This window comes from Polynucleobacter sp. 39-46-10, from assembly GCF_002282275.1.
The window spans coordinates 1-26,423 of sequence record NZ_NCJB01000018.1; the positions used below are offsets into that span (position 1 = coordinate 1).

Below are 26,423 nucleotides of genomic sequence, written 5' to 3' on the forward strand. Positions count from 1 at the left end.
AGTAGTGCTCTTAGTAGTGCCCTGTAGTTGCTGAATGATTTCTGCTTTATTGCTGGGCATGATTTGAGCAAAGACTTCATCAATGCCGATCCTTTTTCCTACGCGGTTTGCAGCAGCTACATTATCGCCAGAGAGCATTACTGTACGAATCTGTAATGCATGCAATGCATCAACCGCTGATTTGGCATTGGGCTTGAGCTCATCTCCAAAAGCAATTACAGCAATTGGAGTTGGCGCTTGCGTACCTGAGCTACCTAAATTTATCAGAACGGAAACAGTCTGACCCTGCTCAAAACAGGTTTGCGCCTTTTGCAAAATGAGAGTGTATTGACTGCTAGCTTCCAGGGAGGCCACACTTTGCAGGCGAAGCGTTTGACCCATGAAAGGACCCGCGGAGGGCATGCCTTCAATTCCAATGCCCGGTAAGCCTTTATTCAATGAGGCAGCAATCGGCGTGACACTTTTTTCTTTGGATGCATCCAGGAGCGCTTTAGCCAAAGGATGCTCACTTCCTAATTGCAGGCCTGCAGCACTAGCGAGAATTTGATCAATATCTGTAGATGATTGATCAAAAGGAAGGAGGGCAAGCATACGTGGCTTACCAATGGTTAATGTGCCAGTCTTATCAAACGCAACGACATTGAGTTTATGGGCCAACTCCAATACTTGTGGATCTTTAATCAGAATGCCAAAGCGTGCGGCTATACCAGTGCCAGCCATGATTGCTGCTGGAGTGGCTAAGCCAAGTGCGCAGGGGCAAGCGATAACAAGAACCGAGACGGCGCGCAAGATTGCGATGGAGATGGACTCTAAGTAAAGCCAGTTGCCGATACCAGTAATGAGCGCAAGAATAATTACAGTAGGCACAAAGATTGCGCTCACCTGATCCACCAACTTTTGAATCGGCGCCTTTTGTGTTTGCGCCTCTTCTACTAAGTTAATGATTTGCGAAAGCACGCTTTCAACGCCAACTGCTTGAGCGTCCACTATCAGCACACCCTCACCATTTAATGCGCCACCAATTACTTTTGCCCCAATTAATTTTTTAATGGGCTCACTTTCACCGGTGAGCAGGGATTCATCAACGTGGCTAGCGCCCAACAAAATGACACCGTCAACCGGAATGCGCTCACCAGGAAGTATGAATACCCGATCCCCAGGTAGCACTTGATCCAAGGGTAAGTCGCGGTATTTGTCCTCATCTACACCCGCATTACTCTGAAGTTCAAGATCAGCGTTTAAAACTTTTGCATGTTCAGGCCAGAGTTTTTGTAAGGCGCGAATCGCTTCACTGGTTTGTTGCTTGGCGCGCGCTTCTAGCCATTTGCCTAATAAGACCATGCAAATAATGACCGCCGATCCTTCAAAGTAGAGTTCATGCGCATGGCTTGAGGTAAGCAAAATATAAAGGCTGAGCCCATAGGCAGCACTGGTGCCTAGGGCAACTAGTAAGTCCATATTGCCCGCACCAGCCATTAAGGATTTATAGCCTGCCACGTAGAAACGCCAGCCTAAAATGAACTGCACTGGTGTAGCTAGGGCGAGTTGCCACCAGCCTGATAAAGACCAGTGAACACCAAAAGGCATGAAGAACATCGGTAAGAAGAGTGGCGCAGAAAGCAGGAAGCTCAAGACGACACGACCCAAACCGTCAGCCGCCCAAAATGACTTGACTCTTTTTTGATCCAAATTACCCCGAACGGAGCTCTCTTTAGCCTCGTAACCTGTCTTTTTAACTAGCGCAATGATTTCTGCGAGGTTAGATGCGCCACGTTTTATCCGAACTCTAGCCTGTTCGGTGGCTAAGTTAACGCTAGCGGCTTCTATCCCAGGAATCTTATCCAAAGCCTTCTCTACGCGACTGACGCACGAGGCACAGGTCATTCCACCGATATCGAGGCTAAAAAACTCTGAATTGGTCTGTTTTTGGGGGTTCATGTAGAAGATAATCTACTGCAAGGTGAAAAAAAGCCACCAACAACCGCATTTTGACAGTTTTGAAGGAGTAGTTATGTTTACGCTCAAAGTTTCAGGGATGACTTGTGGTGGCTGCATCAATGCCGTTACCCGAGCTATTCAGGCTCAAGACTCTCAGGCTCAAGTTCAGGTGGACCTAGCAACCCAGTTGGTAAACCTGGAAACCAGGCTTTCCCCTGAGCTAGCAGCACAGCTGATCACAGATGCAGGATTTCCAGTATCTCAATAAGCCTAAAAAATCCGGCTTTAGCAATTTTTTGCAGGTGCGGTTAATCTACCTACTATTCCATTATTCGAAATACATCTCAATAGACCTTATTGAGGTTCCCTCGCGGGATTGTTTATCTTAGGAGAAGTCGGTGGCGCTTACTGTAGAGGCTGTGCAAACAGCATTAAAAGGCTTGGTTGACCCAAATACAAAAATTGATTTTGTGTCGGCAAAGAGAGTCAAAAACCTTCGTGTAGAGGGCGGAGATATCAGTCTAGACATTGTTCTGGGGTATCCAGCAAAAAGTCAGTTTGATGCTATTCGTAAATCGGTGATTGCTGTGCTCCGCGAATTGCCTGAAGTGAAAAATGTCAGCGTGAATATCGGTAGCCAAATCGTTGCGCATTCGGTTCAGCGCGGAGTCAAGCTATTGCCGAATGTAAAAAATATTATTGCGGTAGCCAGCGGTAAGGGTGGGGTAGGAAAGTCAACTACTGCAGTCAATCTTGCCTTAGCTTTGGCTGCCGAAGGAGCGCAAGTCGGCATGTTGGATGCAGACATTTACGGCCCAAGTCAACCGATGATGCTCGGCATTACAGGCAGACCCGAGTCCATTGAAGAAAACACGATGGAGCCGATGGAAGGTCACGGCCTTCAGGCAAGCTCAATTGGTTTCTTGATTGATGATGATGCACCGATGGTGTGGCGTGGCCCAATGGTCACCTCTGCTTTAGAGCAACTGCTTCGTCAGACTCGCTGGCGCGATCTGGATTACCTGATTGTGGATATGCCGCCGGGTACTGGCGATATTCAGTTGACGCTGGCTCAGAAGGTGCCTGTTACTGGCGCGGTCATTGTGACCACTCCTCAAGATATTGCTTTGCTTGACGCACGTAAGGGCCTCAAGATGTTTGAGAAGGTTGGCGTTCCGATTGTGGGCATCATTGAAAATATGAGTACCTATGTCTGCCCAAGTTGCGGCCATGAAGAGCATGTATTTGGTACAGGTGGTGGTCAGAAGATGTGTCAAGAATATGGCACAGACTTTTTGGGTTCCTTACCCCTGAATTTATCTATTCGTGAACAGGCTGATGCAGGGCGCCCAACAGTGGTGGCTGATCCTGATGGCGCAATCAGTGCAATCTATAAGACGATTGCAAGACAGGTTGCCATTAAAGTAGCAACGCTGTCAAAAGATATGAGTAGTAAATTTCCTAATATCGTGGTTCAGAACACCTGAGGCCTTATGCGTTTTGCAGTTCTCATGCGTAAGCAGTTTGTTGATAACCCCTGGATTTCCTATCGGTGGGTGCCTCAGGAGGTATTGCCAGATTTTGGGCAATTCAATAATGCATCTGCTGATGAGGGAAAAATTGTTGGCCAGTTTTTAGGTCGTGATGATCAAGGTGAGTCTTGGTTATTTACCGGGTATGAACTTAATCTTTTTCCGGACGAAGGTGAGGGATACTACCTCAACCTATCCGCAACCCAACCCTGCTGGTTTGTAATGTGGCGTCTAGAAGAAGACATTGAGCGCTATATTGATACTCAGTCTATCGAGTTAGCCAAATCGGAAGCAACCATTGCTGTCCCGCACCGCATTTGTGTAAGTTACAACGAAGCAGGGCGCTTATTGGATGGCGGTGAATCAGTGGACAACATCCCTCTATCGTCAGAGCACGCTTCTTGGTTGCAAGAGTATGTCAATGAGCATTACCGTCCTGAACCTAAGAAACGACATCGTCCTGAATCATTCAAAGGCGCCAATCGTGGGTTGGAGGATTAATGGCTGGCGGATTCCTGAATCGTTGGTCGCGCCTCAAGTCTGGAGAGCAGCTCGAGCCCGAGAAAAAACCAAGTGATCAACTTAAGCAAGAATTAGCATCCAGTTCAGAGGCAAACAAGCTCAATGCCGATGCTCAAGAAACTCCTCCATCGGCAACACTCGAGGACGTCGAGAAAATAGACCGCTTTGCCCCTGATTTTTCGGCTTTTATGAAGCCAGATGTAGATCCTGCGGTCCAGCAGGCGGCTATGAAGAAGATGTTTTCAGATCCTCACTTCAACATCATGGACGGCCTGGATATCTATATTGACGATTACTCCAAGCCAGATCCCATTCCTTTGGAAATGCTCAAGCGCATGGTGCAGTCAGACATGCTCAACATCTTCCGTAAAGATGATGAGGAGAATGGCCCGAGCACACAAACTTCTGCCAATCCAGTTTCTGGGCAGGAGGAACAGGCTTTACCCCTAGCTCCCCAGACTGATTTAACATCCACACCAACGCCTATTCAGGAAGTGGGGGATAAAGACCCCTTATCCGTGGATAAGAAAACCAGTTAAGAAGAAATCGATGAGTCAAAAATTAGTCTGTAATTGCAACGGAACCATGCCTTTGGATTCAAAGGCGCTGGGCGTCACCATTCATACCTCCTTATGCAGACAAGAAGTTAGCTCGGTCCTCAAAGCATTTGATGGTAGTGATTCGATTGTTATCGCGTGCACTCAAGAGCGCGCTTTATTTGGTGAGTTGGCCGAGCAATCTGAAAAACCCTTGGTGGCGCCTTTGCGCTTTGTAAATATTCGTGAGGTGGCTGGCTGGACTCAAGAAGCCAAATCTTCCATGCCGAAGATTGCTGCATTGCTTGCCTTGGCAGATATGCCAGAGGCAGATCCTGTTCCAGTAGTGAACTATGAAAGCCAAGGCCGCTTACTCATTGTTGGGCCTGGTGATCAAGCTTTGCCTTGGGCTGCAAAACTCAGCGACTCTCTTGATGTTTCTGTTTTATGTACTAAACCTGGCGCAATGCCTATCGCAAGAAACTTCCCGATCTATACAGGCAACATCACCAAGCTCGAGGGTTATCTCGGTAATTTCACCGTGGAGTGGGACCTGCAAAACCCAATCGATCCGGAGATGTGTACACGCTGTGGAGCTTGCGTTGAGGTATGTCCTGAGGGCGCGATTGATGAATCGTTTCAGATTGATTTAGATAAATGTAAATCCCATCGCGCCTGTATCACGGCATGTGCTGGTATTGGTGCGATTAACTTTGATCGCGTAGAGCGTCAGCGTAGTTCTGAGTTTGATTTGATTATGGATCTGCGCACTGATCCGCAGATGCGCATGAGCCAAACACCGCAAGGTTACTTCGCCCCTGGTCAGAATCCACTCGAGCAATCTTTGGTTGCAAGCCAATTACTGGGTTTAGTTGGTGAGTTTGAAAAGCCTAAATATTTTGCCTATACCGAAAAGATTTGTGCGCACGGTCGTAACGGTAAAGTGGGGTGCAGTGCTTGTATCGATGTATGTTCTACAGGCGCTATATCTTCCTTGTTTAAAAATGGGCAAGGCACCGTAGAGGTCAATCCGAATTTATGTATGGGTTGCGGTGCGTGCTCAACAGTCTGTCCGTCTGGCGCAATGCGCTACAACTACCCAAGCGTGACTCATCAAGGCAGGGAAATTAAAACTCTTGCCAATGTGTTTACTGCTGAGAGTGCCAAGATCAAACAGGTGCAAGCACCAGCCTTGTTGTTGCATTCACTCAAGACTGGAACTCAAGTCCTAGATTCTCTAGGACGCTTGGCTCACTTAAGACCAAAGCAATATGAGGCTTTGCCATCCTTCGTATTGCCTTATGGCATAGAGCATATTGCCTCCACTGGTTTGGATTTATGGCTTGGTGCACTTAGCTATGGTTTTGGTGAAGTGGTTTTATTGCTGACTGGCGATGAGGATCCAGCGTATCGTGCTGCACTCGAAACACAGGCTGATTTGGGTAATGCTATTTTGTCAGCATATGGTTTTGATGCCAGATTCTCGCTAATACAACTCGACTCCGCGGAAGATCTACAACCGGCATCTGCTGCAATGGCCAAGCTGCGTCAGCGCGGCGCTCTGCCAGCGATTTGTTCACCTGCTAGCTTTGGTCTTGGTAATCAAAAACGTGAAACCGTTGAGATGGTATTGGAGCATTTGCAAAAGCAAGCTAAAACACCGCTTCCTGCAGGCGGGGTTGCTCTGCCTAAATCTTCTTTCTTGGGTGGCCTCAACATCAATAAGGATGCCTGTACGCTTTGTATGTCTTGTGTCGGCAGCTGTCCTGAGGGTGCGCTGCTAGACAACCTGGATGAACCCAAGCTTTCCTTTATTGAAAAGCAGTGCGTTCAGTGCGGCATCTGTGTCAAAACTTGCCCGGAGCAAGCTTTGGTCTTGGCGCCTCGCTTGAAGACGGTAGAAGAGCGCAAGCAAAAAGTAGAGATTAACGAAACCAAACCTTTCCATTGCATCAGCTGCGGCAAAGTATTTGGAACGGCAAAGATGGTGGATTTGATGTTGGTGAAATTGGGTGCGCATGGGGCATTTGCTGGCGCGGCGCTCGATAGACTGAAGATGTGCAGTGATTGTCGTGTTGTCGATATGGTGAAGAAAGAGTTATGAGTGAACAGATAAAAGAAGCCGCATCTACTAAGATTGGTGACGTAGGGCTACCAGAGGATTTGGCCAGAGCAGATTTATATGGTTTGATTGCTAGATTCTTTCATCAGCCGCCCGATCAGGAATTATTGGATCAAATAGCAGCTTCTATTCCGGATGGAGAAGAGACAAAGGCCGAAGATGCTCCGCTAGCCAAGGTTTGGCATAGCGTGGTTGAAGTTGCTAAAAACAACCCTGCCAAAGCCTGGCATGAGGAGTTTGATCGCAATTTCATTAGTGTAGGTCGCCCAAATGTGATTTTGAATGGCTCGTTCTATATGGCTGGCCATTTAAACGAGAAGCCTTTGGTGGATATACGCCGCGATTTAGATACTTTTGGTTTGGAATCGGCTGAAGAGGTCACTGAGACAGAAGATCATCTATCGGCCTTATGTGAGGTCATGAGATACCTCATAGCAGGGGATGATGTCGAGATTTCCAACCTCACAAACCAGCGCGCCTTTTTCAATAGCCATATCCGCACCTGGTATGACGAATTGTGCGATGCGATAGAAGGTATTCCAGATATGCATCTCTATCACCCAGTCGCTGCCTTAACCAGGGAATTTTTGGCCATCGAAGGGCAGAGTTTTGACATGATTTAATGTTGCGCTGCACAAGAGGAAAACCCCTAGAAAAAAATTAATTCCAAATATGCAAAAAATACAATTACCAATTACACTTTGATCTATATCAAATTTGCACTAACTAGGAGCATGCGATGACTACTAAATCCGCAACTGCAGTAAACGAAGAAAACAAGCCGTCACGCAGAAAGTTTTTTATCGGAGCGGGTGCCACTGTTGGTGCTGTTGCTGTTGCTTCGCAAACTTCAATTGGTAAGGCAGTAATTCAAGAAATTGGCAGTACTGTTCAAGGCAAAGATGACGGTTATCAGTTGTCTGCGCACATTCGTAAGTACTACGAAACCACCATGCTTTAAATCCAGTTATTAATGAAGTCGTTTCCAAATAATTAAATAAAAATATTTCTCAGGGACAACATATGAGTCTGACTCGTAAATCCAATACCCCACAAAGCAGTCGTGCTACGCCTGCATCACGCCTCATCGGTAGCCTCTCACGCGGGCTTCAGTCTGCGGTACCAACGATGGATCGTCGTACCTTCCTCAAGCGCTCAGGTGTCGGCGTAGGTGCTGGTATTGCGGCAAGCCAATTAACATTGGTGCAAAAAGCCTCTGCTGAGCAAAGCAAGGCTATGCTGGACGGCAAGGGCAAAATTGAAGTTAAGAGAACAATTTGTACCCACTGTTCCGTAGGTTGCGCCACTGATGCTACTGTTGAGAATGGTGTTTGGGTTCGTCAAGACTCCGCATTTGATTCCCCGATTAACTTGGGTGCTTACTGCGCTAAGGGCGCATCTTTGCGTGAGCATGGCCACGGTGACTTCCGTTTGCGTTACCCAATGAAGTTGGTTGATGGTAAATATCAGCGCATTTCCTGGGATCAAGCTTTGACTGAAATTACTGCGCAGATGAAAGATTTGCGTAGCAAGTACAGCCCTGATTCACTCTTCTTTATTGGCTCATCAAAACACAATAACGAGCAATCTTACTTAATGCGTAAGTGGGTTTCTTTCTTCGGAACCAATAACACAGACCATCAAGCCCGTATTTGTCACTCCACAACAGTTGCCGGTGTTGCAAATACCTGGGGCTATGGTGCGATGACCAATAGTTATAACGACATGATGAATGCCAAAGCAGCTCTGTACATTGGCTCTAACGCTGCAGAAGCGCATCCAGTGTCTATGCTTAGCTTGTTGCATGCCAAAGAAAACGGTTGCAAGGTCATCGTAGTTGACCCACGCTACACCCGAACTGCAGCGAAGTCAGATCAGTATGTTCGCATTCGCTCTGGTTCAGATATCCCATTCTTGTTCGGTGTTCTGTATCACATCTTCAACAATGGTTGGGAAGATAAGAAGTACATCAATGACCGTGTCTACGGAATGGACCAGATCCGCAAAGAAGTGATGGAAAAGTGGACTCCTAAGAACGTTGAAGAGGCTTGCGGCGTTCCAGAGGCGCAGGTTTATAAAGTTGCAGAAACAATGGCCAAGAATCGCCCAAGCACTCTAGTTTGGTGCATGGGTCAAACACAGCATACCATTGGTAATGCTATGGTTCGTGCGTCTTGCATCCTGCAATTGGCTTTAGGCAACATTGGTAAGTCCGGTGGTGGCGCAAACATTTTCCGTGGTCACGATAACGTTCAAGGTGCAACTGACGTTGGTCCTAACCCAGATTCATTACCTGGCTACTATGGTCTTGCAGCGGGCTCATGGAAGCACTTCGCAACTGTTTGGGGTGTTGACTACGAGTGGATCAAGGGTCGCTATGCGCCCGACATGATGGAGAAATCCGGTACTACGGTTTCTCGTTGGGTTGACGCAGTGCTTGAGAAGAATGACATGATTGATCAGCAGACCAATGTAAAAGGTTTGTTCTTCTGGGGTCACGCACCAAACTCACAAACTCGCGGTCTTGATATGAAGCGCGCGATGGATAAGTTGGATTTACTAGTTGTTGTTGACCCATATCCAAGTGCAACTGCGGCAATGGCAGCTATGCCGCCTGCAGAGGGTGATTCTGTTAACAAGAACCGCAATGTTTACTTGTTGCCAGCTACAACTCAGTTCGAGACAACAGGTTCATGCACAGCTTCAAACCGCTCATTGCAGTGGCGCGAGAAAGTAATCGATCCATTGTTTGAGTCTGTTCCTGACCACGTGATCATGCAAGCGTTTGCAGATCGGCTTGGTTTTGGTCAAGAGCTTTCAAAGAATTACAAGATGCTCAATTCCAAATTTGCTGGTAAGCAATGGAAAGAGCCGCAGATCGAAGATATCTTGCGTGAGATCAACCGTTCAGTTTGGACAATTGGTTACACCGGTCAAACTCCTGAGCGTTTAAAAGCGCACATGAGAATGGCTGGCGTATTTGATCCTAAGACCTTGAAGTCACGTGGCGGTGTTGATCCAGTAACTGGTTATGACACAACAGGTGATTACTATGGCTTGCCTTGGCCTTGCTACGGCACCGCCGCTATCAAGCATCCAGGCTCACCAAATCTCTATGACACTAGTAAGAGTGTGATGGAAGGTGGCGGTAACTTCCGTGCCAACTTTGGCGTGGAAAAAGACGGCAAGAATTTGTTGGCTGAAGATGGCTCTTACTCTAAGGGTTCAGCGATTACTACTGGCTACCCAGAATTTGACCACGTGCTCGTGAAAAAACTCGGTTGGTGGAATCAGCTGACTGAAGATGAGCAAAAGGCTGCCGAAGGTAAAAACTGGAAGACCGACCTCTCGGGTGGTATACAGCGCGTTGTGATGAAAAACGGTTGCCATCCATTTGGTAATGCGAAAGCTCGTGCGGTAGTGTGGAACTTCCCTGACGCCATTCCAACTCACCGTGAAGCGCTCTACAGTACCAATGCTCCAATGATGCGTAAGTACCCAACATCTGCGGACAAGAAGAATTTCTGGCGCTTGCCGACTCTCTATAAAACAGTTCAGGATAAGAACTTGAATGAGAAGCTCTACGAGAAGTTCCCAATTATTCTGACCTCTGGTCGTTTAGTTGAGTACGAAGGTGGAGGAGACGAAACTCGTTCCAACCCATGGTTGGCTGAGTTGCAACAAGAAAACTTTGTGGAGATCAATCCTAAGGCTGCAGAATCTCGAGGCATTAAGCATTGGGACTATGTTTGGGTTAAGTCACCAACGGGTGCCAAGATCAAGGTTCGTGCGTTGGTAACCCCACGTGTTGACCAAGACACAGCTTTCGTGCCATTCCACTTTGCCGGTTGGTGGCAAGGTAACGACTTGCGTAAATATTACCCAGAGGGTGCTTCCCCAGTAGTTCTAGGCGAGGCGGTGAATACTGCAACGACCTATGGCTACGACATGGTAACGATGATGCAAGAAACCAAAACCACCATGTGCCAAATCGAAAAATTTGCCTAAGTTAAAAAATAAAGTCAGGAGAACACCATGGCAAGAATGAAATTTATCTGCGACACAGAACGATGCATTGAGTGCAACGGCTGTGTCACGGCTTGTAAAAACGATAACGAAGTACCTTGGGGCATTACCCGTCGCCGTGTTGTCACGGTAAATGACGGTGTAATTGGTCAAGAGAAATCTGTCTCAGTTGCTTGTATGCACTGCTCAGATGCGCCTTGTATGGCTGTCTGCCCAGTAGATTGTTTCTATCGCACCGACGAGGGTGTGGTCTTGCATGACAAAGACATCTGTATCGGTTGTGGCTACTGCTCTTTTGCTTGCCCGTTTGGCGCACCTCAGTTCTTGAGTCAAGGCGCCTTTGGTTCACGCAGCAAGATGGATAAGTGCACCTTCTGTAGTGGTGGTCCAGAGGCCAATGGAAGCGTTGCTGAGTTTGAGAAATACGGTCGCAATCGTTTGGCAGAAGGCAAGTTGCCTTTATGTGCTGAGATGTGCTCAACAAAAGCTTTAATTGGTGGCGATGACGAAGTGATTTCTTCTATTTATGCTAAACGTGTTTCAGTTCGTGAAGCGAATGGCAGATATCCAAGTAACGACATCTTTGGTTGGTCTACGGCCTACGGCCCTTCAGGCTCACCTGCACCTAAGCCAACACCTGCTGACAAAATTCCAGGAGCAAAGTCATGAAATTCAATTTCAAAACTCTCGGCGTATGTTTAGCGGCTGGTGCTTTGCTGGCAGCTTGCTCCGAACCTCCTGAAATTGCAGCGAAAGCTGCAAAGCGTCCTGATGTAGCTCCTTATATGGGTGCTGACAACGGATTTATGACGAAGGGTTGGACTCCAGGTGATCAAGCTAGTTGGACGGAGGCGATTAACAAGCGCAATCAGAAGCAATCTGAGTATTCACGCGCTAAGTGATCAGTTAAACAACAATAAATAAAACGAAAACGTTTAAGGATATTTGTATGAATCGATCATTTTCAAGTGTTAGTCGCTCCTGGGTCCCTGGGTCTTGGCTCTGGGCGTATCACTGAGTTTGTTGAGTGGGGTTTCTTTGGCCGAACGTGCGCCAATGCAGCCTTTGCCATCGCCAAGCGGAATTGATATTCCTAAGAATCTCAATGCGATTCCTAGTGGCACACAAGCGCAATCTCAACCAGCGAACACAGCTCCTAAAGAGGGTGTCATTTGGGATACAGCCAATAGCGATCCTTATAACTATGTCAGCATTCCAGATAAAGAGGCGAGTGTTCTTATTCAGCGCTCAGGTCAGCAATGGCGCTTGATTCGCAATGGCGTGATTACCGTTTATGGCGGCTGGCTCCTAGCGCTTGCGTTCTTTGGTGTGATTGCGATGTATATGTTTAAAGGCCCAATTAAGTTGCAGGAGCCCTTATCTGGCACAAAAATTAAGCGTTTCAATGGCTTCGATCGCCTGACACACTGGACAATGGCATTTAGCTTCATTGCCTTGGCATTTACTGGCTTACTAATTTTGTACGGCAAGTACTTTGCAATGCCATTGATGGGCGGCGCAGCTTATGGCTCCTTCTTGATGGTTTGCAAAAGCATTCATAACTTTGTTGGTCCGCTATTTACATTAAGCATCGTGATTTTCTTTTTCCTCTTTGTTCGTAAGAATATTTTTGGAGAGGGTGACATGGCATGGTTAATGTCTTTCGGTGGTATTTTCTCTGGTAAGCATGTGCCAGCTGGATTCTTTAACTTTGGCGAGAAGTTCTGGTTTTGGTTCGGCATGGTTTTCTTGGGCTTGATTATTTCTGCCTCTGGATTTGTGCTCGACATGATCGTGCCATTCATGGATATTCAGTACTTGCGTGGCACTATGCAATTAGCCAACATCATTCATAGTTCTGCGGCTATTTTGATGACAGCTATGGCAATGGGCCACATCTATATCGGTACGATTGGTATGCAGGGCTCAATCGACGGCATGAAGACTGGCTACGTTGACGCAACTTGGGCTAAGGAACACCATGAAATTTGGTACAACAAGATTAATAAATAAGGACAAAGCCATGAAAAAAATCATTGCTTTCACACTCTGCTCAATGGCTACTACTACTGCATTTGCTACTTTGCCTCCGTTGACGCCTGAAGCTCAAGCGGCCGCAACTTTGGCAAAAGCAAAAGCGGCTTATGGCGACAAGGTAGCGGGGTTCCAGCTTTGTCAGGCTATGAATCGTGTGGCAGACAAGTTTAGGGTTCCTGGTACTCCAGCTCCTGCAGCCTGTGTTGCACCACCCCCATTTGTTGCGCCTGTAGCTGCAGCACCAGCAGCAAAGTAATTACTCGGCGAGCAACTCTTGATGTAAGTAGCGCTTAGCTGCTTGTGTCTGAGGATCGGCAAAGAAAGGACCTACGGGTCCTTTTTCTTTTAGCTGACCCTGATCAATGAAGAGGATGTAATCTGCAATTCTTTGTACTTGTGCAAGTTGGTGAGATGTGAAGATGACGTTAGTGTCTTGAAGCTTAAATTGACGTACGATTTCTTCGACTTGCTCCGTAGTATTCGGGTCTAAGTTAGCAGTAGGTTCGTCAAGCAAAACCAAATTGGGTTTTTGCAAAATAGCTCGACCTAGACAGAGTTTCTGTCTTTCACCTGCTGAGAGTTTATGCGCAGGGGTGTTGGCAAGATGACTTAATCCGATCTGCTCCATAACCGCATCAATATCAGTAGAGTTAATTGAAGGGTCGGCATCTTTCACCATAGCAATATTGGCTTTTGCTGAAGCCTTGATCATGGGTGTGTGATGCAATACAAGGGATGATTTGATCGGGCCGCTAGAGTGGGTGACAGTGCCTGAATCTGGTTTGATTAAACCATCAAGTAATTTTAGGAGAGTTGTTTTGCCTGCACCATTGGGCCCAATGCAGGCACAAATTTGATCGGCAGGAATAACTGCATGCGGAATATCTAAGATGATGCGCCCATCACTTTTGACGATGACGCCTTTCAATTCAATGAATTGCTGAAATTGTTCAGAGCTATTAACCATATCGACGCTCCGCAACTTGGCGAACTACAAATGTGAAGAGGTTGGCCAGCAGCACAATACCGAGCAAAATAATGCCTAAGGCAAGCGCCAAGGGCAAGTCTCCCTTACTAGTTTCTAAAGCAATGGCAGTTGTCATGGTGCGGGTGGACTGGTCTATATTGCCACCCACAATCATCACGGCACCCACCTCGGATATCGCTCTAGCCAAACCAGCCAAAATGGCAATCGTGAGCGAGAAACGGCAGTCCCAAATCAGCCATTTTAGGGCGGCCATTCGGGGTAAGCGAAGTGCCATGAAAGAATCCCGATGAATTCTCCAAGAGTCCTCCAAGATTTGACGGCTTAGGGCGGCAATTAAGGGGGTTGTAAGCAATGTTTGCGCCAAGATCATGCCGTTGGGTGTAAAAAGCCATCCCCATACCCCTAAAGGCCCTGTACGGGAGAGTAATAGGTAGACTACGACACCTACAATGACTGTCGGAACCCCCATGAGGGTATTTAAGGCAACTGTAATCGTCTTTTTGCCATTGAATTCTTCGGTCGCCAAAAGTGCCCCTAAAGGCAGTCCGATCAAGGTGCCCAAGAGAAGTGCCGTCAGACTGACCTGTAAAGAGACTAGGACAATGCCCATCACCCCGGCATCTAAATGCGCGAGGAGCATAAAGGCATCCCGAAAGGTAATCAACATGGGCTTGATTCTAGCAAGGCGATGGCAAAATGGCATAAATGCAAATAATTTCCCTTCTTATAACTTATGGCTGAAGTCATTTGCCTCTGTAATGAGGTTCTCGATGTCGATCTTCGTGAATATCTCGATACCCATCCGATCGACTCTATTGATGAGTTGCGTGAACAGGCATCGATTTGCAATAAATGTATGCAATGCCAAGATCTGGTTGAAGGTGAAATCTATTTAGCACGCGTCAGGCGACACCGTGCTGCAGGACAGTTTTAGTGACGCAATTACAGTTAGGCCGCTTTAGCGTCATGAGTATTAATGTGCATAAGGGTTTATCGCCCTTGCATAGAAAATCTACGATTTATGAGTTGCGTCAAAAAATGCGTAGCCATCATCCAGACCTACTTTTCTTGCAAGAGCTTCAGCAAGAACATCGCGGGCGAATCAGAAGGTTTGGTCAATGGCCTTTGACTGAGCTGACCCATTTCTTATCCGAAGATTTTTGGCATGATTGGCATTACGGCAAGAATGTTGAATACCCGGATGGTCATCATGGTAATGCCATTCTTTCTAAAAGACCTTTGCATAAGGGTGAAAACTACGATATCTCGGCCTATCGATTTGAGCGGCGCGGCTTACTTCATAGCATTACTCAGCTAGAGGGTGTTGCAACACCAATCCATTGTTTCTGCGTGCACCTGGCTTTATTTGAAAGAGGGCGAGAGCGTCAGCTGGAAGAAATTATTCGTTATATTGATTCGCTTGCCAAGGGTGGCCCGACTATTGTGGCGGGTGACTTTAATGATTGGCGTAATCGCATCAGTGCACCGATGCGCGTCGCTGGTTTTGATGAAGTTTTTGAGGTGCTAACAGGCGCCCCTGCAAAAACCTTCCCTAGCGTAAAGCCGATGCTAGCGATGGACCGAATTTATGTAAGAGGCTTGAAAATCCATTCTGCAGAGATAATGCACGACTGGTTGAAACTATCTGATCACTTAGGCATTGCAGCAGAACTTGAGATTTTATGAACATTATTAATTTTTTACTCGGATCCATTTTTGGCGAATCTCTTATTTGGGTGCCAATAGCACATGTCATCATTGTGATTCTATTTGGATTTAAATTAATTTCAGTGAGAAGGCCAGTTGGTGTTGTGCTGGCCTGGTTTCTGATTGTCGTTTTATTCCCATTGATTGGTATCAGCCTGTACATTCTGATTGGTGAACGTCCCGTGGGTCGCCAGCTCACTCGAAAAATTATTCGCATGGATAAAGAGTACGCCGCGATCACTGAGAGTACGCGTAAGTGTTATCAGGCTGACAAGCAGTTGCTACCAATCGAAGGTAGAGCCTTGAGTGTATTGGCGGAGGCTAAAAATGGTTCTCCTGTCATTGCGGGCAACAAGATTGAACTGTTCACTAGCTCCTTAGAGATCTTGCAGTATTTCATTGATGAGATTAATCAGGCAAAGAAAACTCTGCACTTGGAGTTTTATATTTGGGCTCTCGGCGGTGATGCGGACCGCGTTGGTGAGGCCTTAATCGCGGCTGCTAAACGCGGTGTAACTTGTAAGGTCTTACTTGATTCCTTGGGTAGCAAAAACTGGTTTAAATCCAGATGGCCAAATCGTTTCAGAAATGCTGGCATTCAGGTAACTGAGGCATTGCCAATTCAGATTGGCCGCTTCCAGTTTCGCCGCGCTGACCTAAGGCTACATCGAAAAATATTTGTGATCGATAACACCATTGTTTGGACTGGCAGTATGAACATGGTTGATCCGCGCAGTTTCAAGCAGGATTCCGGTGTGGGTGAGTGGGTTGATGCCATGGTCAGAATTGAAGGACCGATTGCATCCCAATTTGAGCTGACATTCTCTTTTGACTGGAGTGTTGATAATCCGAAGATTACGCACTTTAATGATGTGGCGCCAGCCCCCAGTCCGCAAGAAGGCAAGGTCTTGGCCCAAGAGTTTTCGTCTGGACCGGTCTATCGTGACGATATCTTGTATCAAGTACTTCTCTCGGCCATCATGGATGCGCGCGAAGAGCTCACTATTACTACGCCATACTTTGGTCCAGATGATGGGTTGATTCAGGCTTTGATGGCGGCTGCTGGTCGAGGCGTAAAGGTCACCTTAATTGTTCCTAAATTAAATGATTCGACATTGGTTGCTTGGAGTAGTCGCAGCTTCTATTCTGACCTGATGAGTGCAGGCGTTAATATCGCCGAGTTCCATGGTGGCTTGTTACATACCAAGAGCTTGCTGATAGATAAGCGGGTGGCAATTTTTGGTTCGGTGAATTTTGACCAACGAAGCTTACGATTGAATTTTGAAATTAGCTTAATCGTGTACAACGATGCGTTTTGCGCCAAGCTGGAGACTTTGATTGAATCCTATTTAGCTCAATCTGACATGGTGGATTCAGTCAGATGGGGTAAGCGACCGCGTTGGCGTGTCATGTTAGAGAACGCCGCCCACCTCTCTTCGCCTTTACTTTAAATCGCGCCTTGAGCGCGCATCGATTCGATTTGGCTTACTGAAATACCCAGCTCCGATAGGATTGCATTGGTGTGCTGCCCAACGGCGGGAATGGCATCCATGCGGTAGTCGAAGGTGTTATTGCTACCAGGGGGTAGCATGGCTGGAACAGGCCCTACAGGTGACTCCACTTGTACCCAGCGATCTCTTGCTTTGAGTTGATCGTGATTCCATAAGCCTTGCATATCATTTAGACGGGCATTGGCAATTTGGGCTTGATCTAGTTTTGCAATGACTTGCTCGGTAGTGAGATTACTAAAACAAGCATCAATGATGGAGAGCAGTTCATCTCGCTTCTCATTACGTTTGAAGTTTTTATCAAAGCGCTCGTCTTTGGCTAAAGCTAGATTCTCGAGCACCACTTCACAGAATAAAACCCACTCACGGTCATTTTGAAGTCCCAGCATGATGGTGCCACCATCGCCCGCCTTAAATGGCCCGTAGGGATAAATCGTGGCATGAGATGCGCCATTGCGCGGAGGAGGGGTGGCACCTTCATAGGCGTAGTAGAGCGGATAGCTCATCCATTCACCCAAAGACTCGAGCATGGAAACGTCGATAGTAGATCCTTTGCCAGTTTTACCGCGCTGTAAAAGTGCAGCCAGTACATTGGTGTAGGCATACATGCCTGCGGCAATATCGGCAATCGAGTTACCCGCTTTGCTGGGGGTTTCGGGAGTGCCGGTCACCGATAAGAATCCAGCTTCACTTTGAATCAGCAAGTCATAAGCCTTTTTGTCACGATAAGGACCATTATTCCCATAGCCTGAGATGTCGCACAAAATTAAACTTGGATTGTCTTTTTGCAAGAGCTCTGCAGTCAGACCCATGCGTGCTGCCGCACCAGGAGCTAAGTTCTGTACGAGCACATCTGCTGTTTTGAGCAGTGTCTTGAGGGCTGCGAGGGCAGATTCTTGTTTGAGATCTAAGGTTAGACTTTCTTTAGAGCGATTCACCCAGGTGAAGTGGGACGACATACCATTGACGCGCTCATCATATGCGCGGGCAAAATCGCCAGCACCAGGCCGCTCTACCTTAATAACTCGTGCGCCTAAGTCTGCTAACTGGCGCGTACAAAATGGAGCGGCAATAGCGTGCTCCAGAGAAACAACGGTGATGCCATCTAAAGGGCGAATACTCATGTAATTACTTATCCAACCGGTTGAATGAAAAGATCTGATTTAGAAGGAGCGGGGCAGTCCGAGAACATGCTCAGCTACATAGGAATAAATTAAGTTTGTCGAAATGGGCGCCACTTGATAGAGGCGGGTTTCTCGGAACTTGCGCTCGACATCGTATTCATTAGCAAAGCCAAAACCACCATGGGTTTGTAAGCACACGTTCGCTGCTTCCCAGGATGCTTTTGCAGCTAGGTACTTCGCCATATTGGACTCAGCGCCACAAGCTTGCTTGGCATCAAATAGCTCGCAAGCCTTAAAGCGCATCAGATTGGCTGCTTCAGTCTCAATATACGAATCTGCAATTGGAAACTGAATGCCTTGATTCTTGCCGATAGGGCGATCAAATACTACGCGCTCATTGGCGTAGCGACGCGCTTTATCTACAAACCAATAGGCATCACCAATACACTCCGCTGCAATCAGGACGCGCTCTGCATTAAGCCCATCAAGAATATATTTAAATCCTTGACCCTCTTCTCCGATTAAATTCTCTGCAGGGATTTCGAGGTTGTCAAAAAAGACTTCATTGGTTTCATGATTTACCATATTAGCAATCGGCTGGATTGTCATTCCTTTGCCAATCGCTTCTTTGAGATCAACGATAAAGATCGACATACCTTCTGATTTTTTCTTTACTTCTGCGAGCGGAGTAGTGCGCGCTAAGAGAATCATCAAATCAGAATGTTGAATACGGGAGATCCAAACCTTCTGGCCATTCACAACATACTTAGCCCCCTTTTTGACGGCAGTAGTTTTAAGTTTGGTGGTGTCAGTGCCTGTAGTGGGTTCAGTAACTGCCATAGTTTGCAGGCGCAGTTCACCGGTAGCAATCTTTGGTAAGTAGAGCTTTTTCTGCACATCAGAGCCATGTCGCAGCAATGTGCCCATGTTGTACATCTGGCCATGACAGGAGCCTGCATTGCCGCCGGAGAAGTTAATTTCTTCCATGATTACTGAGGCTTCAGCAAGGCCTAAGCCTGAACCGCCAAATTCCTCAGGGATCAAGGCGGCCAACCAACCAGCTTGAGCCATCGCATCAACGAAGGCTTCTGGGTAGGCTCTTTCATGATCTACTTTTTGCCAATATGCGGAGTCAAAACTCCCGCAAAGGTCACGTAAGGCTTCACGCATGTCTTGGTATTGGTCTGGCTTGGGGATCGGGTGATTCATAGGGCTATCTATAAAAATGGTGGTTAGTGAATAGGTCAATACCTACAGTTTAAGCAAGAAATCAGAATTGCGGGCAGAGTGAAGTAAGCAAGAATCATTAGGCGCAAGATGGGGCTGAGTGCCTATTGGGGCATACTTAGGGAATGACCAGGCCCTTACCTACTAATCCACCAGGGCTCCTGAATTAATGGAGCAAATGCTCAGCCAGTTCTTCGACTTTTTTGGGATGCCATCAATTGGCTTACCAGCGGTATTTATTAGTGCTTTTATCTCTGCAACTTTGTTACCCGTGGGTTCCGAGCCGATACTTTTTGGGTATGTTTCAGTCAATCCTCACTTGTATTGGATCGCCATTATTGTTGCCACTATTGGCAATACTTTGGGTGGCATGTTTGATTGGTGGCTTGGGCTGCTGAGCCGCAATAGTTTCGAGTCTCTCAAGGGGCCTTCTAACAGCAGAATGCAGCGCTGGCTTGAAGAGCGGGGGCCAAAGATGCTGCTATTGTCATGGTTGCCTGGTTTTGGCGATCCCCTTTGTTTAGCGGCGGGCTGGCTCAGGCTGGCTTGGGGACCTTGCCTCATCTATATGTTTATCGGCAAACTACTGCGCTATCTCACTATGACGTGGCTATTAACCCTAGTCCCCAATAGTGTCTGGCATCAATTGGGGGAATGGCTTCACATCATCTAAGAAGCTCCCCAAAAAAGCATTAAACAGCGCAATACTTTTGTTGAATCTCGTCGTTATTGAGGAGGTTCTGAGCCGTGTCATGAAAGACAATCTCACCTTGATCCAGAATGTAGGCACGGTCAGAAATCTTGAGTGCTTGTTGAACATTCTGTTCAACCAACAGGATGGTTAAGCCCTGCTGCTTGAGTTTGGCAAACAGTTCAAACATTTCTTCCACTAAGACTGGCATGATGCCTTCTGAAGGCTCATCTAAAAGGATGACTTTAGGTTTCGCAATCATAGCTCGTGCGATTGCTAGCATCTGCTGCTCACCGCCTGACATCGATGTTCCATCTTGATGTAATCTCTCCTTGAGGCGGGGAAAGGTTTCAGCAATTTCATCGACCATTGCGCTCATGTCACCAAGACTCTTCTTTGCGATAACGCCTAACTCTAAATTTTCCTTGACAGTTAATCCTGGAACAATGCGTCGATCCTCTGGGACGTAAGCTAAACCCAGGTGGTAGCGCTCATGAGCTGCAAGATCCAAGAAAGAGATACCATCAATAGAGGCCTTACCTTCTCTCTTCGAGAGTAGACCCATTAAAGATCGCAGGGTAGTAGTCTTGCCGGCACCATTACGTCCCATTAAGGTAACGATTTCACCCTTATTTACTTCCAAAGATACACCTTGAAGAACATGACTGCGGTCGTACCAGGCATTTAAATTTTCTACACGCAACATATATAAACCTTCGTTAACCTTGGCCTAGGTACACACGTCGTACCTCTGCATTATTTTGAATTTCTTCTGGAGTACCTTCGGCCAAAAACTCACCATGATGCAGAACGATGATGCGTTTGCATAAACCCATAATTAGTTTCATCTTGTGTTCAACCAAAATGACGGTTCTTTCATTTGCCAACGTGCGAATGAGATCCATCATCACGAGAGTCTCCTCGGGGGACATCCCCGCAGTGGGTTCGTCTAACAACAGCAGGCTTGGATTGCAGGCAAGCGCCATAGCAATTTCTAATGCGCGTTGTTGACCATGAGCTAGGTCACCCGTCTTTTTATTTCGCAGGTGCTCTAGATTGACTCGACGTAACAGTTGGTCTGCAAGCTCAATTGGTCCGGGATAGCTTTGCGCATTACGTAAAAAGTTGTAGCGCGCTGTTTCCATTTGTGCAGCAACGCGGACATTTTCATGGACGGTGAGCTGTTTAAATACATTGGTAATCTGAAAACTCTTAGAGATGCCGATGCGAGCAAATTCATATTGCTGCATGCCGGTAATATCCTTACCGTTAAATAAAATTTGGCCGCTTGAAGGGGGAAAGGCTCCACTGAGGACGTTAAAGAATGTACTCTTTCCTGCGCCATTTGGGCCAATGATTGCTGTGAGGGAGCCGGGCATAAATGTGGTCGACACATTCTGCAGGGCTTTAAATTTCCCAAAGCTCTTGCTGACATTGCGAGCCTCAAGGATGGGGGATTGGTTTGAGCTACTCATTATTTCGAATCCTGATTGAGGTTTAGCTTGTTCAAGATGGTTCCCCAGATTCCTTTAGGGAAGAACAATACAAAGAACATAAATACCAGTCCAATGACGGCCATCCAGTGCCTGGTGAAAGTGGTGACCACATCCTCCAAATAAAGCATGACGGCAGCACCAACAAACGGCCCAAAGAAAGTACCCATGCCACCCAAGATGCTCATCATTACTGCTTGTCCAGATTGGAGGTAGTGCAGAGAGTCTATTGGAACAATCGACAGGTGGAGAGCGCGTAATGAACCTGCTAAGCCGCAGATGGCAGCTGACAATACAAAGACCAATAGCTTTGTGCGTGCGACATCAAATCCGCAAGCCGCAGCGCGCTTCTCATTCTCACGAATTGCTTCCATTACAGCGCCAAGAGGTGAGTTCAGGATTCGAGAGATAAGCCATATGGCAATGACTACAAAAAAGAGAATGATGTAGTACTTCACGAGTGGATTTAGAAAATCTACTGGGATGCCAAAAATATTGAAGGAATCAACACGAACACCCCTTAAGCCATTCTCACCACCGGTCAAACTCTCAGCCTTGTAAAAAGCATAAAAAACAATTTGGCCTAAAGCCAGGGTGACCATGGAGAAGTAGATGCCTCTGGTGCCAATCGCCAGGAAGCCCATAATCAATCCACCGATAGCAGCGCCAATCACACCCACCAGAATTGCAGTGCCCCAGGGCATTTGGTAATGGACGATACCAATACCAGTCAGATAGCTGCCGATACCCAGGAATGCTGCATGACCAAATGATAGAAGGCCCATATAGCCAAACAGGAGATTGAACCCCATGGCGAATAATCCAAAGATTAGGATGTTGATAGCAAGAGCTTCATACGGCATGATGAAAGGAAAGATCATCAAGAAGAGGCTGCTTGCTAACACGCGATGGCGCGCAATGAGTTGGAAAAATGATTTCATAAATATCCAGGGGGGATTAACCCATTCCCCCCGCTTTGCCAAATAAACCTTGTGGTCGGATTAGGAGCACTACCGCCATCAAAACAAAAATGGAGAGTTCGGAAAGGTCGGGGAAGAATAGCGAGGTCATGCTGTAGACTACGCCAACCAATAAACCTGCAACAACGGCACCTACCGGTGAGCCCATGCCACCAACTACCGTGACTACAAAAGACTCCGCCAAGATTGGAATGCCCATTTCTGGATTAACCGAGCGGGTAGGTGAGGCCAATATTCCGGAGAGGCCGGCAATCGCACAACCAAGGCCAAATACCATGAGCCATACTTTGGCAATATCTACTCCAAGCACTTTGACAATCTCTTGGTCAGCGGCACCAGCTTTAATTATCAGGCCATAGCGGGTCTTCTGAATAAAGAACCAGACCGCAAAAATAATGACGGCTGTGGCAGCAATCAGGAAGAGTCTATATTTGGGGAAGAAGCCAATGCCAACATCGAGGGTGCCTTTAAGTCCATCAGGGGTAACAGATGGTAGACCTTCGATACCAAAGGTGACGCGCATTGCTTCAATCAAGACATAAGACAGTCCAAAAGTCAGGAGGAGTGGATAGTCAATGCCTCGGCCATAAAGAGGGCGGACCAGGAATCGCTCAGTTAGTAATCCAAGTACTCCAGTGGCAATGGGTGTGAGAATTAAGCTAAACCAAAAGTTGCCTGTTACGCCTAGGAAATAGACGCCCATGAATGCGCCCACCATGAAGAAGGCGCCGTGGGCAAAATTCACAACATTGAGCATGCCAAAAATAAGACACAAACCCAGTGCTAGAAGTGCATAAATACTGCCCAAGGCAATTCCTGTTAGCAGCTGCATGCAGAAAAGTTCAAATGTAAGACCGGTCATATATGTACTCAGAAAAACTCCCCTTCAGCCAAAGGCATCAGGGGAGGGGTTCAGGGTAAATCAAATGACTTACCCTGAAATTTCAGATTTAAGCCTTGTGGCCTAGCTCCGCGCAACTACGCATATTCTTCTCGGTAGTTGGTTCGATCGTCAGGATATTGAAGACATCGTACTTATCCTTCATATTCTTTGACTTAGACTCAACGATGATGACTGTTTGCACAGCTTGGTGGTCGCACTTGCGATAGTACTCAGGACCTTTGTACCAGTCGTACTTTAGGTTCTCCATTGCACCTACCACTTTCAAGGTTTCAGTGGATTTTGCAATCTTAATCGATGCCAACACACTCTTTACGCCAGCGTAGCCTAGTGCACCATAGTCAGACGGAACTGAGCCGTTGTACATTTTGCGGAATGCATCGTTAAATGTTTTTGCTGTTGGGATACGATCCTCAAGACCCCAGTAGTAGGAAGTGCCGCCAATAATTCCTTCAAATGCTTCAGGGCCGCCTGCAAGACGTGATGTATATAGAAGAACTGGAGTCACAATTTTCATGCTGGACTTCAGGCCAAAGTCTGTACATTGCTTGGCGGCATTAACAAGGTCGCGACCAAAGTTACAGAGTACCAAGATGTCGGGATTCAATGCCTTGATGCGTGGCAAGAATGCAGAGTAATCGGATGCGCCTAGCGGGTGACGAATATCCGCCAATGTAGTAGCGCCCATCTCTTTACCAGCACGCTCAAAAGCGCGAACCATCTCGTGGCCGTAAGCATAGTCTGCGGTCAGGAATACGATCTTTTTGCCAAAGCGAGGGATAGAGTAGCGAGCTACTGCGCCTGCTGTCATAGTTGGATTCAAGGCTTCATGGAATGTATATACACTCCAATCTTTGGCTTCGTTAATCGCATCAGACTGGCTGATGGAATTAAAGAGCACCTTGCGCTCTTTACAGACGGCATTGATAGAGAGTTGGGTTGCAGCGGAAAGTGAGCCCACAACAAAGTTCACCTTGTCTTTTTCAATCAACTCAAGAGTGCGTGTCGCAGCTTCGCCTGGATTCAGTTTGTCATCGCGAACTAAGAGTTCAGCTTTGCGACCATTGAAGCCGCCCGCATCGTTGAATTCTTTAATAGCTAATTCAGCAGCCTTAACTTGGTCCTGCGCTTCAGCAGAGAATGGGCCAGTTAGTGGTGTAGGAAAGCCAATCTTAATAGTTTCAGATTGGGCGCTTGCCATGTTCATCCAAAGCGGGGTGCTAGCTGCAGCAGCTCCGCCGATTAACATTTTTCTTCTAGTTTGATTCGTTACTTTTTGTTTCATGGTTGTCTCCTCCATTTAAAACAGTTTATTAATAAGAATACTTTTTGCTTCATAAATCTTAACTGAATGCTTCTGGTAATGCGAATATCTACATCTAGTTTTTTTAATGCGACTCTGGAACTGCTTTCCCTTCTGCTAGCAAGGTGCTGAGATCAATTGCTGTCTCCGCCATCACGGTATCCGCATTTCTGCGTAGGCTATTGCCATCCCTAGTGCCTTTGCTACCTTGTGCTTGCATGTAGCGGCCTAAGTATTGCGCTCTTGCAACTACCTGTTGCCCAAGCTTAAGTCGTTCCTTACCATATGCTTCGAGTGCCGAAGGGTTTGCGCCCAATGCGGCAATGTGCCGTGCAATTGCCATTGCCTCATCACCCGCTTTTGTAACTCCCATACCAACATGTGGTCGTCCAACAAAAGCTGCATCACCCATTAAAGCAATTCTGCCGAAGACAATTTGCTCTGATCGAACATCGTAAATTGCTTGCAAAAAGGGTGAGGCTGTTTTTTCTAAAATTTCTGCATATTGAGGAGCCAGAATTTCCCGAGCAATCGTTCGCATTTCAGCAATGTGCTTCCATGACACTTTGAGTGGTGGGATGCCGGTTGGATAGTGGTGACCATCCGCATCCGTCAACAGTTTGCCTAGCTCACTCTCTTCAGATGCGGGGCGATACCAAACAAAGTTATAGCGCCGTTTGCCTAGTCTGGTGTCATTGCCAGGGCCTGCAACGGGGTAGCCGAGCATCTGTTCGCCATTAGGCAGACAGAATCCAAAGTAATTAAATAAGGTATCCAAGGTGTAATTTGATAAATGGCTTTCATCGCAAACACCTCGCCATGCAATGTATCCTGCATATTCAGGCTGAATATTTGGCGCTACTTGGGCTCTTACTGCAGAGCGAATGCCATCTGATGCAATCAGCAGCTCTGCCTGATAAGTGCTGCCATCTTCGCAAGTCACCTGAACACTGTTGGAATCTTGGCTAACTGTTTTTACATTCTTACCTTGTAGGTAACGCTCAGTTGGAAAATTCTCTTTCAATAGGTGGTAGAGGCGACTCCATGAAGTGAGGATTTGTGGAAGCGGCATTTCACCTAAGCTCTCACCATCAGCACCCAAGGTAACGCGCTTTGACACGGCAACTCCAAGACTGTCATCCACAGCGATCCCTGCTTCGCGTAAGGCATCTGCAAGCGCATCATGTGTCACGATTCCAGCACCTCGACCATCTAAGGAGCCAATCGCCTTTTCTAGTAAGGTGACATCGTGACCCTGGCGGAGCAATATATTGGCAGCAAATAAGCCCCCAAGGGATCCGCCGATGACGAGAATTTTTGCCATCTTTACTGTGCAGCCTTAGCATCAAGCGCTGCTTTTTCTGCTGCAGGGTAATTTAATTCAATCACGATACCGTTGGGATCATCTAAAAAGAGTTGGTGAAGCTGCAACACGGGCACTGTTCGCTGTCTACAAGGAACCCCTAATTTATCAAGCTGTGCAAGCTTGGCCTCCAAGCCTTTGGCAAAAAACGCGATGTGATCTACCGCCCCAGAGCCATATAGCGAGCTTGGGTCGCGCTCGCCAAGATATTGCTTCAATCCATTAGGATCATTCTTATCAATTGCAATGAGATGCAGCACTGCATTGGCCCAATCGTTTTCATCGCCGTTGTACAGCCAGACCCCTGGAAATGGAAACTCTGGGCGTGGCCCAACCGTTAAGCCTAGTACTTCACTATAAAACTGAGTAGTCTTCTCAATCTCAAGACTGCGGATGGAAAAATGATTTAGGCTGAGGTATGTCAT

At 47.0% G+C, this 26,423-nt stretch carries 28 protein-coding genes; 16 read left to right on the forward strand and 12 right to left on the reverse strand.

From position 1 onward, the window contains the following. A partial coding sequence (locus B7X71_RS03000) for a cation-translocating P-type ATPase (RefSeq protein WP_293600189.1) occupies window positions 1-1,938 on the reverse strand: 1,938 nt, incomplete at its 3' end. A 73-nt stretch (window positions 1,939-2,011) separates the two neighbouring features. Between B7X71_RS03000 and B7X71_RS03005 the strand changes: the two genes are divergently transcribed. The 12 genes from B7X71_RS03005 (at window position 2,012) to B7X71_RS03060 (ending at window position 12,969) form a co-directional block, all read left to right on the forward strand. Then, entirely contained in the window at window positions 2,012-2,206 is a 195-nt protein-coding gene (locus B7X71_RS03005; protein ID WP_293597060.1) for a heavy-metal-associated domain-containing protein, read from the forward strand. A 130-nt stretch (window positions 2,207-2,336) separates the two neighbouring features. Then, on the forward strand, window positions 2,337-3,425 hold the full coding sequence (gene apbC / locus B7X71_RS03010; protein ID WP_293597059.1) for an iron-sulfur cluster carrier protein ApbC: 1,089 nt from the start codon (window positions 2,337-2,339) through the stop codon (window positions 3,423-3,425). Window positions 3,426-3,449: 24 nt separating this feature from the next. After that, window positions 3,450-3,971 carry a DUF3305 domain-containing protein gene (locus tag B7X71_RS03015; RefSeq protein ID WP_363926619.1) on the forward strand — a complete coding sequence of 174 codons (522 nt, stop codon included), beginning with the start codon at window positions 3,450-3,452 and terminating at the stop codon, window positions 3,969-3,971. Next, on the forward strand, window positions 3,971-4,531 hold the full coding sequence (locus B7X71_RS03020; RefSeq protein ID WP_293597057.1) for a DUF3306 domain-containing protein: 561 nt from the start codon (window positions 3,971-3,973) through the stop codon (window positions 4,529-4,531). Before B7X71_RS03015 ends, B7X71_RS03020 begins: the two co-directional genes overlap by 1 nt. Window positions 4,532-4,541: 10 nt before the next feature. Continuing rightward, window positions 4,542-6,632: a 4Fe-4S binding protein gene (locus tag B7X71_RS03025; protein WP_293597056.1), complete on the forward strand. Its 2,091-nt coding sequence runs from the start codon at window positions 4,542-4,544 to the stop codon at window positions 6,630-6,632. Further along, window positions 6,629-7,273 carry a molecular chaperone TorD family protein gene (locus B7X71_RS03030; protein WP_293597055.1) on the forward strand — a complete coding sequence of 215 codons (645 nt, stop codon included), beginning with the start codon at window positions 6,629-6,631 and terminating at the stop codon, window positions 7,271-7,273. The genes B7X71_RS03025 and B7X71_RS03030 overlap by 4 nt, the downstream gene beginning before the upstream one ends. A 116-nt stretch (window positions 7,274-7,389) precedes the next feature. Continuing rightward, window positions 7,390-7,611, forward strand: a complete 222-nt coding sequence (locus B7X71_RS03035; RefSeq protein ID WP_015421362.1) for a hypothetical protein — start codon at window positions 7,390-7,392, stop codon at window positions 7,609-7,611. Between the two features lie 62 nt (window positions 7,612-7,673). Further along, the gene (locus B7X71_RS03040; RefSeq protein WP_293597054.1) at window positions 7,674-10,658 is read left to right on the forward strand and encodes a formate dehydrogenase subunit alpha; all 2,985 of its coding nucleotides are present in this window, start codon (window positions 7,674-7,676) and stop codon (window positions 10,656-10,658) included. 27 nt (window positions 10,659-10,685) lie between these two features. Continuing rightward, window positions 10,686-11,345 carry a formate dehydrogenase FDH3 subunit beta gene (gene fdh3B / locus B7X71_RS03045; RefSeq protein ID WP_293597053.1) on the forward strand — a complete coding sequence of 220 codons (660 nt, stop codon included), beginning with the start codon at window positions 10,686-10,688 and terminating at the stop codon, window positions 11,343-11,345. Further along, window positions 11,342-11,578: a hypothetical protein gene (locus tag B7X71_RS03050; protein ID WP_015421359.1), complete on the forward strand. Its 237-nt coding sequence runs from the start codon at window positions 11,342-11,344 to the stop codon at window positions 11,576-11,578. The genes fdh3B and B7X71_RS03050 overlap by 4 nt, the downstream gene beginning before the upstream one ends. A gap of 94 nt (window positions 11,579-11,672) precedes the next feature. Then, on the forward strand, window positions 11,673-12,689 hold the full coding sequence (locus tag B7X71_RS03055; RefSeq protein WP_293600190.1) for a formate dehydrogenase subunit gamma: 1,017 nt from the start codon (window positions 11,673-11,675) through the stop codon (window positions 12,687-12,689). A 10-nt stretch (window positions 12,690-12,699) separates the two neighbouring features. Beyond that, on the forward strand, window positions 12,700-12,969 hold the full coding sequence (locus B7X71_RS03060; protein ID WP_293597730.1) for a hypothetical protein: 270 nt from the start codon (window positions 12,700-12,702) through the stop codon (window positions 12,967-12,969). On the opposite strand, the gene B7X71_RS03065 is transcribed toward B7X71_RS03060, so the two are convergent. After that, complete coding sequence (locus B7X71_RS03065; protein ID WP_293597731.1) at window positions 12,970-13,680, reverse strand: ATP-binding cassette domain-containing protein; 711 nt, start codon at window positions 13,678-13,680, stop codon at window positions 12,970-12,972. After that, window positions 13,673-14,368 carry an ABC transporter permease gene (locus tag B7X71_RS03070; protein WP_293597732.1) on the reverse strand — a complete coding sequence of 232 codons (696 nt, stop codon included), beginning with the start codon at window positions 14,366-14,368 and terminating at the stop codon, window positions 13,673-13,675. Before B7X71_RS03070 ends, B7X71_RS03065 begins: the two co-directional genes overlap by 8 nt. Before the next feature lie 66 nt (window positions 14,369-14,434). On the opposite strand from B7X71_RS03070, the gene B7X71_RS03075 reads away from it, so the two are divergent. From B7X71_RS03075 to cls, 3 genes are read left to right on the forward strand one after another with little or no spacing between them, the layout of a single operon-like run. Beyond that, complete coding sequence (locus tag B7X71_RS03075) at window positions 14,435-14,635, forward strand: hypothetical protein (protein ID WP_293597733.1); 201 nt, start codon at window positions 14,435-14,437, stop codon at window positions 14,633-14,635. Continuing rightward, complete coding sequence (locus tag B7X71_RS03080) at window positions 14,635-15,387, forward strand: endonuclease/exonuclease/phosphatase family protein (protein WP_293597734.1); 753 nt, start codon at window positions 14,635-14,637, stop codon at window positions 15,385-15,387. The genes B7X71_RS03075 and B7X71_RS03080 overlap by 1 nt, the downstream gene beginning before the upstream one ends. Then, window positions 15,384-16,859: a cardiolipin synthase gene (gene cls, locus B7X71_RS03085; protein WP_293597735.1), complete on the forward strand. Its 1,476-nt coding sequence runs from the start codon at window positions 15,384-15,386 to the stop codon at window positions 16,857-16,859. Before B7X71_RS03080 ends, cls begins: the two co-directional genes overlap by 4 nt. On the opposite strand, the gene B7X71_RS03090 is transcribed toward cls, so the two are convergent. After that, entirely contained in the window at window positions 16,856-18,040 is a 1,185-nt protein-coding gene (locus B7X71_RS03090) for a CaiB/BaiF CoA-transferase family protein (protein WP_293597736.1), read from the reverse strand. The two genes, cls and B7X71_RS03090, sit on opposite strands and share 4 nt — an antisense overlap. A gap of 39 nt (window positions 18,041-18,079) precedes the next feature. Continuing rightward, on the reverse strand, window positions 18,080-19,249 hold the full coding sequence (locus tag B7X71_RS03095; protein WP_293597737.1) for an acyl-CoA dehydrogenase family protein: 1,170 nt from the start codon (window positions 19,247-19,249) through the stop codon (window positions 18,080-18,082). A 187-nt stretch (window positions 19,250-19,436) separates the two neighbouring features. On the opposite strand from B7X71_RS03095, the gene B7X71_RS03100 reads away from it, so the two are divergent. Next, window positions 19,437-19,940 carry a YqaA family protein gene (locus B7X71_RS03100; RefSeq protein WP_293597738.1) on the forward strand — a complete coding sequence of 168 codons (504 nt, stop codon included), beginning with the start codon at window positions 19,437-19,439 and terminating at the stop codon, window positions 19,938-19,940. Between the two features lie 19 nt (window positions 19,941-19,959). Here B7X71_RS03100 and B7X71_RS03105 read toward each other — a convergent pair whose 3' ends face one another. The 7 genes from B7X71_RS03105 to B7X71_RS03135 all read right to left on the reverse strand — a co-directional run bounded on the left by B7X71_RS03105 (window position 19,960) and on the right by B7X71_RS03135 (window position 26,423). Further along, entirely contained in the window at window positions 19,960-20,664 is a 705-nt protein-coding gene (locus B7X71_RS03105) for an ABC transporter ATP-binding protein (RefSeq protein ID WP_293597739.1), read from the reverse strand. A 13-nt stretch (window positions 20,665-20,677) separates the two neighbouring features. Further along, a complete protein-coding gene (locus tag B7X71_RS03110) occupies window positions 20,678-21,433 on the reverse strand; it encodes an ABC transporter ATP-binding protein (protein WP_293597740.1) in 756 nt (251 codons plus the stop codon). Then, window positions 21,433-22,392, reverse strand: a complete 960-nt coding sequence (locus tag B7X71_RS03115) for a branched-chain amino acid ABC transporter permease (RefSeq protein WP_293597741.1) — start codon at window positions 22,390-22,392, stop codon at window positions 21,433-21,435. The genes B7X71_RS03110 and B7X71_RS03115 overlap by 1 nt, the downstream gene beginning before the upstream one ends. A 16-nt stretch (window positions 22,393-22,408) precedes the next feature. Next, window positions 22,409-23,293, reverse strand: coding sequence for a branched-chain amino acid ABC transporter permease (locus tag B7X71_RS03120; protein WP_293600191.1), 885 nt, complete (start codon window positions 23,291-23,293; stop codon window positions 22,409-22,411). Window positions 23,294-23,381: 88 nt separating this feature from the next. After that, on the reverse strand, window positions 23,382-24,617 hold the full coding sequence (locus B7X71_RS03125) for an ABC transporter substrate-binding protein (RefSeq protein WP_293597743.1): 1,236 nt from the start codon (window positions 24,615-24,617) through the stop codon (window positions 23,382-23,384). 103 nt (window positions 24,618-24,720) lie between these two features. Next, on the reverse strand, window positions 24,721-25,959 hold the full coding sequence (locus tag B7X71_RS03130; protein WP_293597744.1) for an FAD binding domain-containing protein: 1,239 nt from the start codon (window positions 25,957-25,959) through the stop codon (window positions 24,721-24,723). A gap of 2 nt (window positions 25,960-25,961) precedes the next feature. Next, window positions 25,962-26,423: a VOC family protein gene (locus tag B7X71_RS03135; protein WP_293597745.1), complete on the reverse strand. Its 462-nt coding sequence runs from the start codon at window positions 26,421-26,423 to the stop codon at window positions 25,962-25,964.